This is a genomic window from Streptomyces spinosisporus (assembly GCF_022698145.1).
In the GTDB taxonomy this organism is placed as follows: Bacteria; Actinomycetota; Actinomycetes; order Streptomycetales; family Streptomycetaceae; genus Streptomyces; species Streptomyces spinosisporus.
In genome coordinates this window covers 796,668-811,233 of the sequence record NZ_JALDAX010000001.1, presented here as the reverse complement: position 1 = coordinate 811,233, position 14,566 = coordinate 796,668, and the positions used below count along the sequence as shown (strand labels likewise).

The 14,566-nt window shown below is 70.4% G+C and carries 9 protein-coding genes and 1 pseudogene; 9 read left to right on the top strand and 1 reads right to left on the bottom strand.

Annotated features, from left to right (window positions below; genetic code table 11):
* The first annotated feature begins 112 nt into the window (after nt 1–112).
* From tkt to MQN93_RS03415, 7 genes are read left to right on the top strand one after another with little or no spacing between them, the layout of a single operon-like run.
* Nucleotides 113–2,188, top strand: coding sequence for a transketolase (tkt, locus tag MQN93_RS03445; protein WP_242708217.1), 2,076 nt, complete (start codon nt 113–115; stop codon nt 2,186–2,188).
* 19 nt (nt 2,189–2,207) lie between these two features.
* Nucleotides 2,208–3,377 carry a transaldolase gene (tal, locus tag MQN93_RS03440; protein WP_242708216.1) on the top strand — a complete coding sequence of 390 codons (1,170 nt, stop codon included), beginning with the start codon at nt 2,208–2,210 and terminating at the stop codon, nt 3,375–3,377.
* Nucleotides 3,374–4,927: a glucose-6-phosphate dehydrogenase gene (gene zwf / locus MQN93_RS03435; RefSeq protein ID WP_242708215.1), complete on the top strand. Its 1,554-nt coding sequence runs from the start codon at nt 3,374–3,376 to the stop codon at nt 4,925–4,927. Before tal ends, zwf begins: the two co-directional genes overlap by 4 nt.
* Nucleotides 4,924–5,850 carry a glucose-6-phosphate dehydrogenase assembly protein OpcA gene (gene opcA / locus MQN93_RS03430; RefSeq protein ID WP_016431559.1) on the top strand — a complete coding sequence of 309 codons (927 nt, stop codon included), beginning with the start codon at nt 4,924–4,926 and terminating at the stop codon, nt 5,848–5,850. The genes zwf and opcA overlap by 4 nt, the downstream gene beginning before the upstream one ends.
* A gap of 1 nt (nt 5,851) precedes the next feature.
* A complete protein-coding gene (gene pgi, locus MQN93_RS03425) occupies nt 5,852–7,522 on the top strand; it encodes a glucose-6-phosphate isomerase (RefSeq protein ID WP_242708214.1) in 1,671 nt (556 codons plus the stop codon).
* Nucleotides 7,523–7,524: 2 nt separating this feature from the next.
* Nucleotides 7,525–8,403: a phosphogluconate dehydrogenase (NAD(+)-dependent, decarboxylating) gene (gene gnd / locus MQN93_RS03420; protein WP_016431561.1), complete on the top strand. Its 879-nt coding sequence runs from the start codon at nt 7,525–7,527 to the stop codon at nt 8,401–8,403.
* 7 nt (nt 8,404–8,410) lie between these two features.
* Nucleotides 8,411–8,992 carry a histidine phosphatase family protein gene (locus tag MQN93_RS03415; RefSeq protein WP_242708213.1) on the top strand — a complete coding sequence of 194 codons (582 nt, stop codon included), beginning with the start codon at nt 8,411–8,413 and terminating at the stop codon, nt 8,990–8,992.
* Nucleotides 8,993–9,176: 184 nt separating this feature from the next.
* Here the strand turns inward: MQN93_RS03415 and MQN93_RS03410 are convergent.
* Nucleotides 9,177–9,710 (bottom strand): annotated as a pseudogene (locus MQN93_RS03410) (lipase family protein); the annotation flags it as partial.
* Between the two features lie 610 nt (nt 9,711–10,320).
* Here MQN93_RS03410 and MQN93_RS03405 point away from each other — a divergent pair.
* Nucleotides 10,321–13,200 (top strand): peroxidase family protein, encoded by a 2,880-nt coding sequence (locus MQN93_RS03405; RefSeq protein ID WP_242708212.1) that lies wholly within the window; start codon nt 10,321–10,323, stop codon nt 13,198–13,200.
* Nucleotides 13,197–14,564 carry a hypothetical protein gene (locus tag MQN93_RS03400; protein ID WP_242708211.1) on the top strand — a complete coding sequence of 456 codons (1,368 nt, stop codon included), beginning with the start codon at nt 13,197–13,199 and terminating at the stop codon, nt 14,562–14,564. Before MQN93_RS03405 ends, MQN93_RS03400 begins: the two co-directional genes overlap by 4 nt.
* Nucleotides 14,565–14,566: the final 2 nt, after the last annotated feature.

Below are 14,566 nucleotides of genomic sequence, written 5' to 3'. Positions count from 1 at the left end.
GTCCCACTTTCACCACAGGCTGACACACGGCGACCTTCCCCTTCAAAAGTCAGACTTTTAAGTTTGAAGACATCCGAGCAGGATCGCCGCTTCGATCGAGGACTTCTTGAAGATGAGCACGCAGACACCGGACAGCTTCGAATGGACCGAGCTCGACCGGCGGGCGGTCGACACCGCCCGCATTCTCGCGGCTGACGCGGTACAGAAGGTCGGCAACGGCCACCCGGGCACGGCCATGAGCCTCGCCCCGGCCGCGTACACGATCTTTCAGAAGGTGATGCGTCACGACCCCGCCGACCCCGAGTGGACGGGCCGCGACCGTTTCGTGCTGTCCCCCGGCCACACCTCGCTGACGCTCTACACCCAGCTGTACCTCGCCGGGTACGAGGTCACCCTGGACGACCTCAAGGCATTCCGGACGCACGGCTCGAAGGCCCCGGGCCACCCCGAGTACGGGCACACCGCCGGCGTCGAGACCACCACGGGACCCCTCGGCCAGGGCGTCGCCAACGCGGTGGGCATGGCGATGGCCGCCCGCTACGAGCGCGGCCTGTTCGACCCGGAGGCCCCCGAGGGCACCTCCCCCTTCGACCACACCGTCTGGGCGATCGTCTCCGACGGCGACCTGGAGGAGGGCGTCTCCGCCGAGGCCTCCTCGATGGCCGGCCACCAGAAGCTCGGCAACCTGGTCTTCCTCTACGACGACAACCACATCTCCATCGAGGGCGACACCGCGACCGCGTTCTCCGAGGACGTCCTGAAGCGCTACGAGGCCTACGGCTGGCACGTGCAGCGCGTCGAGCCCTCGCTCGGCGGTGACATCGACGTGCCCGCGCTGTACGCGGCGCTGAAGGCGGCCCAGGCCGAGACCGACCGCCCCTCGATCATCGCGATGCGCACGATCATCGCCTGGCCCGCCCCGAACGCGCAGAACACCGAGGCCGCGCACGGCTCGGCGCTCGGCGACGACGAGGTGGCGGCCACCAAGCGCATCCTCGGCTTCGACCCCGAGCAGTCCTTCCAGGTCGACGCCGATGTCCTCGCCCACGCCCAGCAGGCCCTGGACCGCGGCGCCGAGGCGCACGCCGCCTGGGACAAGCAGCTCGACAAGTGGCGCGGCGCCAACCCCGAGCGTGCCGAGCTGTTCGACCGGGTCGTGGCCGGACGGCTGCCCGAGGGCTGGGAGGACGCCGTCCCGGTCTTCGAGGAGGGCAAGTCGCTCGCCACCCGCGCCGCCTCCGGCAAGGTGCTGCAGGCGCTCGGCCCGGTGCTGCCCGAGCTGTGGGGCGGCTCCGCCGACCTCGCCGGCTCCAACAACACCACCATCGACAAGACGTCGTCCTTCCTGCCGAAGGGCAACGCACTGCCGGAGGCCGACCCGTACGGCCGTACCGTCCACTTCGGCATCCGCGAGTTCTCCATGGCCGCGGAGATGAACGGCATCGCGCTGCACGGCAACACCCGCATCTACGGCGGCACCTTCCTGGTCTTCTCCGACTACATGCGCAACGCCGTCAGGATGTCGGCCCTGATGCAGCTGCCGGTGACGTACGTCTGGACCCATGACTCCATCGGTCTGGGCGAGGACGGCCCCACCCACCAGCCGGTCGAGCACCTGGCCGCCCTGCGCGCCATCCCGGGCCTGAACGTGGTCCGCCCGGCCGACGCCAACGAGACGGCGATCGCCTGGGCCGAGATCCTGCGCCGCCACTCCACCCGGCCGGCCCCGCACGGCCTCGCGCTCACCCGGCAGGGCGTGCCGACGTACGCGCCCAACCCAGATGCGGCGAAGGGCGGTTACGTCCTCGCGGAGTCCTCGACGCCGACCCCGGACGTGATCCTGATCGCCACCGGCTCCGAGGTGCAGCTCGCGGTCGCCGCGCGCGAGCGGCTGGAGGCCGAGGGGGTCGGCACGCGCGTGGTGTCGATGCCGTCCGTGGAGTGGTTCGAGGAGCAGCCGCGCGAGTACCGCGAGAGTGTCCTTCCGCCGTCCGTGCGCGCCCGCGTGGCCGTCGAGGCCGGCATCGGTCTGACGTGGTACCGGTTCACGGGTGACGCAGGTCGCATCGTCTCCCTCGAACACTTCGGCGCCTCCGCCGACGCAAAGACTCTGTTCGCCGAGTTCGGCTTCACCCCCGAGAACGTGGCCGCCGCGGCCCGGGAATCCCTGACCGCCGCCCGCGGTTGATCCGATCGCCAGAAAGAAGATGATCAAAGTGACCGAAGCGACCGCGACCGCGGGAGCACTGCAGCGACTGTCCGACCAGGGTGTCTCCATCTGGCTGGACGACCTGTCGCGCAGCCGGATCGAGTCCGGCAACCTCGCCGAGCTCGTCGAGCACGGCAATGTGGTGGGCGTGACCACCAACCCCTCCATCTTCCAGGCCGCCATCGGCTCGGGTGAGGGCTACGAGGAGCAGCTCGCCGATCTGGCGGTGCGGGGCGTCACGGTCGACGAGGCCGTACGGATGGCGACCACCGCCGACGTACGCGCCGCCGCCGACATCCTGCGGCCCGTGTACGACGCCACCGGCGGCCGTGACGGCCGGGTCTCCATCGAGGTCGACCCGCGGCTCGCGCACCACACGGTGGCCACCGTCGCCGAGGCCAAGCAGCTCGCCTGGCTGGTCGACCGCCCCAACGTCATGATCAAGATCCCGGCGACGAAGGCCGGCCTCCCGGCGATCACCGAGGTCATCGGCCTCGGCATCAGCGTCAATGTCACGCTGATCTTCTCGCTGGAGCGCTACCGCGAGGTCATGGACGCCTACCTGGCCGGGCTGGAGAAGGCCGCCGCGAAGGGCCTGGACCTCTCCGTCATCCACTCCGTGGCCTCCTTCTTCGTCTCCCGCGTCGACTCCGAGATCGACAAGCGGCTCACCGTGCTCGGCACCGACGAGGCGCTCGCGCTCAAGGGCAGGGCCGCGCTGGCGAACGCGCGGCTCGCGTACGAGGCTTATGAGGAGGTGTTCGGCTCCGCCGACGGCTCGACCCGGTCCTCGGACCGCTGGACCGCTCTGGCCGCCGTGCAGGCCAACCGGCAGCGCCCGCTGTGGGCCTCCACCGGTGTGAAGGACCCGGCGTACAAGGACACGCTGTACGTCGACGAGCTGGTCGCCCCCGGCACCGTCAACACGATGCCGGAGGGCACGCTGAACGCCACCGCCGACCACGGCCGGATCACCGGCGACACGGTGACCGGCGGCTACGGCGAGGCCCGCGCGGACCTGGCCGCCGTGGAGGCGCTCGGGATCTCCTACGACGAGGTCGTGCAGCAGCTGGAGGACGAGGGCGTGGCCAAGTTCGAGTCGGCGTGGCAGGACCTGCTGAACGCCGTGACGAAGTCCCTGGACAGCAAGGGGGTCGAGACAGAATGACCGAGCAAGCCGTGGCCGAGCCGGATCTCGAGTGGACCAACCCGCTGCGCGACGAGCAGGACCGCCGGCTGCCCCGTATCGCGGGTCCCTCCGGTCTCGTCATCTTCGGCGTCACCGGGGACCTGTCCCGCAAGAAGCTGATGCCGGCCGTGTACGACCTCGCCAACCGCGGGCTGCTGCCGCCGGGCTTCTCGCTCGTCGGCTTCGCCCGCCGGGACTGGGAGGACCAGGACTTCGCGCAGGTGGTCCACGACGCCGTGCGCGAGCACGCCCGGACCGAGTTCCGGGAGGAGGTCTGGCAGCAGCTCGCCGAGGGCATGCGGTTCATCCCGGGCGACTTCGACGACGACGCGGCGTTCGACCAGCTGCGCAGCACCGTCGACGAGCTCGACAAGGCCCGCGGCACCAACGGCAACTACGCCTTCTATCTCTCCGTACCGCCGAAGTTCTTCCCCAAGGTCGTCCAGCAGCTGAAGAAGCACGGTCTGGCGAAGGCGCCGGGGGACGCCTGGCGGCGCGCGGTCATCGAGAAGCCGTTCGGGCACGACCTGGCGAGCGCCCGCAAGCTGAACACGCTTCTGCACGACGTGTTCGAGCCGGAAGAGGTCTTCCGCATCGACCACTACCTGGGCAAGGAGACCGTCCAGAACATCCTGGCGCTGCGCTTCGCGAACCAGATGTACGAGCCCATCTGGAACCGCTCCTACGTCGACCACGTGCAGATCACGATGGCCGAGGACATCGGCATCGGCGGCCGTGCGGGCTACTACGACGGCATCGGGGCCGCCCGTGACGTCATCCAGAACCACCTGCTGCAGCTGATGGCGCTCACCGCGATGGAGGAGCCCATCGCGTTCGACCCGGAGGCGCTGCTCACCGAGAAGCTGAAGGTGCTCAAGTCGGTGCGGCTGCCCGAGGACCTGGGCGCGCACACGGTGCTCGCGCAGTACGCCAAGGGCTGGCAGGGCGGTGCGAAGGTGGCCGGTTACCTCCAGGAGGAGGGCATCGACCCCGAGTCGAAGACCGACACCTACGCGGCCATCAAGCTGCAGATCGACAACCGCCGCTGGGCGGGCATCCCTTTCTACCTGCGCACGGGCAAGCGGCTCGGCCGCCGGGTCACCGAGATCGCGGTCGTCTTCAAGCGGGCGCCGCACTCCCCCTTCGACTCCACCGCCACCGAGGAGCTCGGCGAGAACGCGATCGTCATCCGTGTCCAGCCGGACGAGGGCATGACGGTCCGCTTCGGCTCGAAGGTGCCGGGCACCTCGATGGAGATCCGGGACGTCACGATGGACTTCGCCTACGGCGAGTCCTTCACCGAGTCGTCCCCGGAGGCCTACGAACGGCTCATCCTGGACGTGCTGCTCGGTGACGCCAACCTGTTCCCCCGTCACCAGGAAGTGGAAGAGTCCTGGAAGATCCTCGACCCGATCGAGAGGTACTGGGCGGACCACGGCAGGCCCGCGCAGTACGCATCGGGTTCCTGGGGACCCGAGGAAGCCGACGAGATGCTCGCACGAGACGGACGGAGCTGGCGCAGGCCATGAAGATCGACCTGACCGACACCACGGCAAGCAAGATCAACAAGGCGCTGGTGCAGGGGCGCCGGGCGCTCGGCACCCCCGCCGTGGGCATGGTCCTGACGATGGTGATCGTCACGGACGAGGAGAACGCCTACGACGCGATCAAGGCCGCGGAGGAGGCCTCGCACGAGCATCCCTCGCGCACCCTGGTCGTCATCCGGCGCCAGGCCCGCACCCCGCGCGACCGCGTCGCCTCCAAACTGGACGCCGAGGTGCGCGTCGGCTCCGACGCGGGCACCGGCGAGACGGTCGTGCTGCGCACCTACGGCGAGGTGTCCGACCACGCCGACTCGGTGGTGCTGCCGCTGCTGCTGCCGGACGCGCCGGTCGTCGTGTGGTGGCCGGTGGACGCCCCCGACGTGCCCGCCAAGGACCCGCTCGGCGCCCTCGCGCAACGCAGGATCACCGATCTCTACGCCGTCGCGAACCCGCTGGAGTCCTTGGAGCAGCGGGCCCGTTCCTACGCCCCCGGTGACACCGACCTCGCCTGGACCCGGCTGACGCCGTGGCGCTCGATGCTGGCAGCGGCCCTGGACCAGGCCCGGACGAGGATCGTGTCGGGGGCCGTGGAGGCCGAGGCCGAGAACCCGGCCGCCGAGCTGCTGGCGCGCTGGCTGGAGGCCCGGCTGAACGTGCGGATCGACCGTGTCGTCACGGCAGGCCCGGTGGTGACCGCCGTCCGCCTGGGCACCGAGCAGGGCGAGATCGTCATCGACCGGCCCGAGGGCCCGCTGGCCACGCTGACCCTCCCGGACCAGCCCTCGCGCACCCTCGCGCTGAAGGTGCGCACCATGTCCGAACTCATCGCCGAGGAGCTCCGCCGCCTCGACGCCGACGAGATGTACGCCGTCGCCCTGCGCGGCGAGGCCACCAAGGAGACCGTCTGACATGCCCGACTCTTCGGCCGACTCCCCCCGGCTCACCCGGCGCCCCCAGTGGACGGCCCTGCAGAACCACCGCCAGGAGGCGCTGCAACGCCCGCGGCTGCGTGAGCTGTTCGAGGCGGACCCCTCGCGCGCCGAGCGGTATGTGGTGCGCGTCGGCGATCTGCGCATCGACTACTCCAAGCATCTGATCAACGACGAGACCCTCGCCCTGCTGCAGGAACTGGCCGCCGCCACCGATGTGTTCGCCCTGCGCGACGCCATGTTCCGCGGCGAGAAGATCAACGTCACCGAGGACCGCGCCGTGCTGCACACCGCGCTGCGCGCCCCCCGGGACGCGGTGATCGAGGTCGACGGGGAGAACGTCGTGCCGGGTGTGCACGCCGTGCTCGACAAGATGGCCGGCTTCGCCGACCGGGTCCGCTCCGGCGCGTGGACTGGGCACACCGGCAAGCGCATCAAGAACGTCGTCAACATCGGCATCGGCGGCTCCGACCTCGGCCCCGCGATGGCGTACGAGGCCCTGCGCACCTTCACGGCACGGGAGTTGACGTTCCGCTTCGTCTCCAACGTCGACGGCGCCGATCTGCACGAGGCGGTCCGCGACCTGGACCCGGCCGAGACGCTGTTCATCGTCGCCTCCAAGACCTTCACCACGATCGAGACCATCACCAACGCCACCTCGGCCCGCTCCTGGCTGCTGAACGGCCCCGGCGGGCTCGGCGAGGAGAAGGCGGTCGCCAAGCACTTCGTGGCGCTGTCGACGAACGCCGGGAAGGTCGCCGAGTTCGGTATCGACCCGGACAACATGTTCGAGTTCTGGGACTGGGTCGGCGGCCGCTACTCCTACGACTCGGCGATCGGCCTGTCCCTGATGATCGCCATCGGCCCGGACCGCTTCCGCGAGATGCTCGACGGGTTCCGCATCGTCGACGAGCACTTCAAGAACGCGCCCGCCGAGGCCAACGCCCCGCTGATCCTGGGCCTGTTGGGCATCTGGTACGGCAACTTCCTCGGCGCCGAGACGCATGCCGTGCTGCCGTACAGCCACTATCTGTCGAAGTTCACCGCCTATCTGCAGCAGCTGGACATGGAGTCCAACGGCAAGTCGGTCGACCGCGACGGCCAGGCCGTGGGCTGGGAGACCGGCCCGGTGGTGTGGGGCACGCCCGGCACCAACGGCCAGCACGCCTACTACCAGCTGATCCACCAGGGCACCCGGCTGATCCCCGCCGACCTGATCGGCTTCGCCCGTCCGGCGGACGAGCTGAGCGGTGAACTCAAGGCGCAGCACGACCTGTTGATGGCGAACCTGTTCGCCCAGGGCCAGGCGCTCGCCTTCGGCAAGACCGCCGAGGAGGTGCGCGCGGAGGGCGTCCCCGAGGAGCAGGTGCCGCACCGCACCTTCCTGGGCAACCACCCGACGACGACGATCCTGGCGCGCGAGCTGACCCCGTCGGTCCTCGGCCAGCTGATCGCCCTCTACGAGCACAAGGTGTTCGTCCAGGGCGCCGTCTGGAACATCGACTCCTTCGACCAGTGGGGCGTCGAGCTCGGCAAGGTGCTCGCCAAGCGCGTCGAACCCGCCCTGACCGAGGGCGCCGACGTCCCCGGTCTCGACCCCTCCACCAGCGCTCTCGTGGCCGCGTACCGCGAGCTCAAGGAAGTGAACTGACCATGCAGATCGGACTCATCGGGCTCGGCAAGATGGGCGGCAACATGCGCGAGCGGATCCGCCGCGCCGGCCACACCGTCATCGGCTACGACCGCAACCCCGACCTCTCCGACGCGGAGAGCCTGGCCGACCTGGTCGACAAGCTCGAAGCCCCGCGCGTGGTCTGGGTGATGGTGCCGGCGGGCGCCGCCACCCAGTCGGTCGTCGACGAGCTTGGCACCCTGCTGTCCCCCGGCGACACGGTCGTCGACGGCGGCAACTCCCGCTGGACGGACGACGAGAAGCACGCCTCGGAGCTGGGCGCCAAGGACATCGGCTTCGTCGACGCCGGTGTCTCCGGCGGTGTGTGGGGTCTGCAGAACGGCTACGCGCTCATGGTCGGCGGCGACAAGCAGCACGTCGAGCGGCTCCAGCCGATCTTCGAGGCGCTCAAGCCGGAGGGCCCGTACGGCTATGTCCACGCGGGCAAGGTCGGCGCCGGGCACTTCTCCAAGATGGTCCACAACGGCATCGAGTACGCCATGATGCAGGCCTACGCCGAGGGCTGGGAGCTGCTGGAGAAGATCGACTCGGTGGACAGCGTCCGCGAGGTCTTCCGCTCCTGGCAGGACGGCACGGTCATCCGCTCCTGGCTGCTGGACCTCGCGGTCAACGCCCTGGACGAGGACGAGCACCTGGACAAGCTGAAGGGCTTCGCACAGGACTCCGGCGAGGGCCGCTGGACGGTCGAGGCGGCCATCGACAACGCCGTCCCGCTGCCCACGATCACCGCCTCCCTCTTCGCGCGGTTCTCCTCCCGGCAGGACGACTCCCCGCAGATGAAGATGATCGCGGCACTGCGCAACCAGTTCGGCGGGCACGCCGTCGAGTCGAAGAAGTAGGCACACCGTGGGGGACCTTCTCCTGGTCCGCCACGGCGAGACGGAGTGGAGCGTGTCGGGACAGCACACCAGCTTCACCGACCTGCCCCTGACCGAGCGCGGTGAGCAGCAGGCCAAGTCGCTCGCTCCCCTCCTCTCGCAGCGGACCTACGCACTCGCCCTGACCAGCCCGCTCGGCCGCGCCGTACGCACCGCCGAACTCGCGGGCCTGGCGGGCACCACCGCCGACCCCGATCTGCATGAATGGGACTACGGCGGCTACGAGGGCATCACCTCCGTCGAGATCCACCGCAGCCGCCCCGGCTGGGACCTGTGGACCGACGGGGTGCCGCCCGGTCCCGACGGGCACCCGGGCGAGTCGCCGGACGAGATCGGCCGGCGCGCCGACCGCGTGCTGTCCCGCGTGGCCGGGGTCCTGCCCGACGGCGACGTGATCCTGGTGGCGCACGGCCACTTCCTGCGGGTGCTGACGGCCCGGTACCTCGGCCTGCCCGCGTCGGACGGCCGGCTCTTCCAGCTGGCCACGGCCAGCTGCCGCCGTCACCGGCGCGCAGCAGGGGCCGCGCGGAGCGCCGTACCCCTTCGGTGACCCGCAGCAGCAGGCCGCCCCAGTCGCGGTCGCCGAGCGTGCGCAGGACGTCGCCCGGCAGGGTCAGCGCCTGAATCGCCGAGTCGGCGGCGAAGCCGAGCGCCGCGTCGAGGGACCCGTGCCGCCTGCGGTAGTGGAACTCCCGGCCGAAGGGGGCGTAGGGGCCGACGGGCCGCGGCGGCAGGGCGGGGACGATGTCCCGGTCGAAGATGTAGCGGATCAGCCGGTCGCGCAGCAGATGCGTGTCGAGCGGGCCGGGGGTCTCCTCGCAGGCGCGGGCCAGGTCGGGGCCGCCGACCATGGGCTGGCCGAAGGTGTAGACGCCCTTGAGGCGTTCGGCGATGTGCCGGTAGCGCGGCTCGTGCACCAGCGTGATCGCCATGATCGCGGCCATGGCCGCGCCGAGGCTGTGCCCGGTGATGTACAGCGCCTCCAGGCCGCCGCCGCGCGTGCCCTGCTCCGTCGGGTCCAGGGAGTGGCCGCGCACGGCGCGTTCCAGGGCCTCGACGATCAGATGGCGGGTGGCGCGGACGTTGCGGTAGAAGCCGGCGTGGACCTCGTACCGCCTGCCCTCCAGTTCGACGGCCAGCATTTCCGGCCGTACGTCGGCGTCGGTGAGGATGCTGATGATGTCCTCGGGCTGGGTGCCGCGGTAGCACAGGATCGCGACCCTGCGGTCCTTGTCCTGGATCAGATAGGCGGCGGAGGCGATGTACATGGCGTTTACGCGCTGCTCGAAGACCCGGCACTCGTTCTCCTCCAGGCCGAGCCGCGTCATGATCATGGAGAGGGTCTCCGGGTCGCTGCGCTGCTCGAACCCGGCGTACGCGTAGGCGGCGCAGGTCGCCAGGACGTGCGGCACGATGCCGTCCCGGTCGGGCTGCTGTTTGTCCTCGACGAGCCGTTCCACCAGGTCGGGGTAGACCGGGAAACTGCTCGGATCGGTTGTCGGTTTGCACGGGCGCAGCGCGGTGTAGCCGGGCCCTTTGACGAATGTGTCCCGCATCTGGGACCTCCCCCGGGTTTCGGCGAGTCGTGAGCACACCACCGGCCCTGTGCGCCGTCAACCGAGCGGGAGTCGTTCCCCGGCCATGGCGGGGGCGCCGGATGGGGTTGCTGGGGAGCACCGGCGCGCACGGTACGGACACGGGACGTCACGGCTCGCCCGCCCGCCCGGCTGACCGGCCCACATGCCGCCCTGCGGGGTCGTGTTCGCATGGTGCGCAAGATGGCGCACATCGGCGCGAACCACCGCTGTCGGGCGCCCGGAGCCGCCGGTAGCGTGCAGGGCCCTGTCCCGTACGTAGCCGTACGTGAGGAATTGACCCATGGCCGAGACCGGGCAGCAACAACCGCAGTACGAACGGTACGAAGGCGGCAGTCCCGAAGCGGAGCGGCTGGTCTTCGAGCGGCTGGCCGCCGAGTTGATGAAGGTGCAGGTCAAGAACGCCCGGGCCGGGGGCGGCGGGATCGCCCGGACCTTCCATGCCAAGGCGCCGGTGGCCGTGGAGAACGCCCGGCTGCGCTTCCACGACGACCTCCCCGCGGCGCTGCGCACCGGCTTCGCGCAGCCGGGCGCCGAGTATCCGGCGCTGGTACGGCTGTCCAACGCCTCCGGGATCCGGCAGGGCGACGGCTCGCCCGACCTGCGCGGGGCGGCCGTGCGGGTGCAGGTCTCGCAGGAGGAGAGCCACGACCTGCTGGCGACCGGCTACCCCGTCTCGCACGCCCGTGACGCACGGGAGTTCGTGGCCTTCGCCAAGGCCATGGCGGGGGCCCGCACCCCGGCACAGAAGGCGTTCGGGCTGCTGGTGAGGCTGCCGCTGGCCGTAGGCCTCGGCACCGCGAACCGGATGCGCCGCAATGTGCAGGCGGCCACCCGGCACACCGTCAACTCCTTGGCCAACGAGACCTTCTGGAGCCGCGGCGCCATCCTGTGGGGCGAGGCGGGACCGGTGCGGTTCCTGTTCCGTCCCGCGCCCGGCACCCCGTCGGCTCCGGCCCCGGACCGCCGTGACGCGGACGCCCTGAAGCGCGAGTTCACGCGCCGGCTGGCGCAGGCGGACGTCAGCTACGACCTGTGCGTGCAGCGGTTCGTCGACGAGCGGCGCACTCCCGTCGAGGACGCCTCCGTGGAGTGGAAGGACGCGGTGGCGCCCGCGGTCGCCGTCGCCCGGCTCACCCTTCCCGCCCAGGACCTGACCACCGCCGAGGCCCGCGCGGCCGCGCGCCGGATCGAGGACCTCGCCTTCAACCCCTGGTACACGACGGACGACTTCCGTCCGCTCGGCAACATCAACCGGGCCCGCAAGGCCGCGTACCAGGCGGCGAGCGCGCACCGGCTCGGGCTGAGGTTCGTCACCGAGGAGCCGCTGCGCAACCGGGTCCTCGCCCGCCCGATGGAGGCCGGCTTCGCCCTGCTGAACCGGTATGTCCCCTGGCACCGGCTGCCGTTGCAGCTGAGCCTGCTGAACCTGGTGTTCCTGCGCAGGGTGCTGCGCAGGCTCAACCTCATCGACACCGAGCCGCGCGAGGCGCCGCCGAAGGCCCAGCGAGTGCCGGCACCGATCCCCGAGCGGCTGCGTGGCGAGCGGTCCTACGACGGGACGTACAACGATCTGTCGGCGCCCAGGATGGGTTCGGTGGGCGCCACCTTCGGCCGCAACCTCAAGCCGGACTACCGGCCCGACCTCTTCGACACGCCCAACCCGGTCACGGTCAGCCGCCAGTTGCTGTACCGCGAGAACTTCGTGCCCGCGACCTCGCTCAATGTGCTGGCCGCGGCCTGGATCCAGTTCCAGGTGCACGACTGGGTCAACCACCGGCGCCTCAAGCCCGGCGAGCGCAGCGTCGAGGTGCCGATGCCGCCCGGCAGCGGGCCGTGGCACAACACTCCCGGCGGGCCCGAGGAGAACGTGATGCGGTTCGCCGAGAACGAGGGCATCGAGGTGCCGGGCCGCCCGCCGATCCTGTTCGGCAACACCGCCTCGCACTGGTGGGACGGTTCCGAGGTGTACGGCGAGGACGAGCGGACCGCCCGCTTCCTGCGCGAGCCGGAGGGGCGTGCCGAACTCCGCCTGGAGGACGGCCATCTGCCCGCCGGCGGCAACGGCAGCGTGCCGCTCACCGGCTTCAACGACAACTGGTGGATGGGCCTGAGCGCCATGCACACGCTGTTCGCCCGTGAGCACAACGCGGTGTGCGCGGCGCTGCGCGCCGAGTACCCCTCGATGGGCGAGGAGCGGATCTACCAGACCGCCCGGCTCGTCGTCTCGGCGCTGATCGCGAAGATCCACACGGTGGAGTGGACCCCGGCGATCCTCGCCACCGAGGCGATCGACATCGCCCTGAAGACCAACTGGCAGGGTCCGCCGCGCAGTTGGCTCAACCAGCTGGGCCTGTGGCTGTTCGAGTCGCACTCCTTGAAGGGCATCCCGAAGACCCTGCCGGACCACCACGCGGCGCCGTACTCGCTGACCGAGGACTTCGTCACCGTCTACCGCATGCACCCGCTGATCCCGGACGACTTCGAGCTGCGCGAGCACCACTTCGGGCAGCGCCTGGAGACGGTGGGCTTCGTCGACATCCAGGGCGGGGCCGCGGAGACGCAGATCCGCAAGACGGGTCTGGCGAACACCCTGTACTCGTTCGGCGTCGCCCACCCCGGCGCGATCACCCTGCACAACTACCCGCGCGCACTGCAGCACTTCGAGCGGGACGGGGAGGTCATCGATCTGTCGGTGGTGGACCTCGTACGGACCCGGCGGCGCGGTGTGCCGCGCTACAACGACTTCCGCGAGGGCCTGCACAAGCAGCGCATCCGCTCCTTCGAGGAGCTGACCGAGAACGCGGAGACGCTGGCCCGGCTCAAGGACGTCTACCGCTCGGTCGACGAGATCGACACCGTCGTCGGCCTGTTCGGGGAGAACCCGCCCACCGGGTTCGGCTTCAGCGACACGGCGTTCCGCGTCTTCATCCTGATGGCGAGCCGGCGTCTGCAGTCCGACCGGTTCCTCAACGTCGACTACCGGCCCGAGGTGTACACGCCGCTGGGCCTCGACTGGGTGGAGCGGGGCGGCATGAACTCCGTGATCACACGGCACTGCCCGGAGCTGGCGGCGCTGCTGCCGCGCGGGGCGAGCGCGTTCGCGCCGTGGCGGACCGTGCGCCCGACGGGCGACGAGGGCGTCGACGGAGGCAGTGAATGAACGGCGCCGACGCACACCCGGGGCTGGCCGACCTGCTCGGCCGGCCCCTGCTGGACACGGTCTGGCACCGGCGCACCCACCGGGTCAGCCAGGGGGCCTCCGTGCCCGCCGGGTCGATGAGCCACCGCTCCACGCACACCCCGCAGCCGCTGTCGGAACTGGAGGAGGCGCTGCTGATCGCGATCACCGGCTGCACCGGCCTGACCATGCCGGACCGCCCCTTCGAGGATCCGCGCGACGGCACCCCCATCATGGCCAAGCCCAACCTCACCATGGCGGGCCGCACGGCGGGCAGCCCGGACAACGCACAGGGCACCCACTTCTTCATGATCAACGACGCGGGGACCTACTTTCTGCGCAAGCTGCCGCCCGCTCCCCAGGACCCCTTCGACGCCGAGACGTTGGTGGCACGGGCGGCCCGCTCCAAGGTGAAGGTCCTCGACGACCGGCTCGACGTACCGCGGAACCAGCGGGACTTCCCGGCCTACCTCGACTCGAACCGCTTCCTGTCCAACCTCCCCGGCACGACGGTGTTCTTCCCGGTGGTGGATCTGTCGCACCAGTACATCAACGCCCTGATGTATCTGCTGACCCAGCCGGACGGAGCCCGCCCGACCCTGGTGGACGACCGCAACTTCTACCGGCCGGCGGGCGTGAAGAAGTGGGTCGACAGCGGCTTTCTGAACGGCGATCTGAAGCTGCCCCTCGGCGCCCTCGGCCCGATGCGCACCCAGATCGAGGCGGATCTGCTGCTGCAGAACCTGATGCTGACGGCGGAGGCCATGGGGCTCGGCGCCTGGATCCACGCGTCGGTCAACCCGCAGATCGCCCTGGGCGACCCGAAGTTCTCGCGGACGTACGGCAGGATGCTCGGCTTCACCTTCGTCACCCCGCGTTGGCGGGTCGCGGACATCTGGCGCTGGCACGTCCCACTGCCCAGGTACGCGAGCCTGCGCTCCCACCCGGTCGGGCTCACCTCCAAGGAGGGCGAACCCCTCATCGCCGCCGCCTGTCCACCCGCGCACAAGTCCATGTCGGACGCGGTCGACGCGGTGATCGACGCGAAGTTCGGCAGCGGCGGGATCTACACCGACAAGGACGTCTTCACCCGTATCTACAAGGAGGACTACGGGCAGCGGTATCTCGCGGAGGCCGGCGCGTACGAGGAGCGGGTGATCGACTGCGCCCGCGACATCTGCGAGTACATCATCCGCACCCACCGCCGCTTCCCGGCCCACACGGACGCGATCCACGTGCCCGGGGTCTGGCTGCAGGCGCACCACGTGGAACGCGAGTACTACGACCGGTTCTTCGTGAACGGCCTCACGCAATCGCACCGGCGGCACGCGGAGTTGTGGCACTAGAG

What these genes read in the sequence shown, in the direction of transcription:
- tkt (WP_242708217.1), top strand. Translation starts at nt 113, where the DNA reads ATGAGCACGCAGACACCGGACAGCTTCGAATGGACCGAGCTCGACCGG.
- tal (WP_242708216.1), top strand. Translation starts at nt 2,208, where the DNA reads ATGATCAAAGTGACCGAAGCGACCGCGACCGCGGGAGCACTGCAGCGA.
- zwf (WP_242708215.1), top strand. Translation starts at nt 3,374, where the DNA reads ATGACCGAGCAAGCCGTGGCCGAGCCGGATCTCGAGTGGACCAACCCG.
- opcA (WP_016431559.1), top strand. Translation starts at nt 4,924, where the DNA reads ATGAAGATCGACCTGACCGACACCACGGCAAGCAAGATCAACAAGGCG.
- pgi (WP_242708214.1), top strand. Translation starts at nt 5,852, where the DNA reads ATGCCCGACTCTTCGGCCGACTCCCCCCGGCTCACCCGGCGCCCCCAG.
- gnd (WP_016431561.1), top strand. Translation starts at nt 7,525, where the DNA reads ATGCAGATCGGACTCATCGGGCTCGGCAAGATGGGCGGCAACATGCGC.
- MQN93_RS03405 (WP_242708212.1), top strand. Translation starts at nt 10,321, where the DNA reads ATGGCCGAGACCGGGCAGCAACAACCGCAGTACGAACGGTACGAAGGC.
- MQN93_RS03400 (WP_242708211.1), top strand. Translation starts at nt 13,197, where the DNA reads ATGAACGGCGCCGACGCACACCCGGGGCTGGCCGACCTGCTCGGCCGG.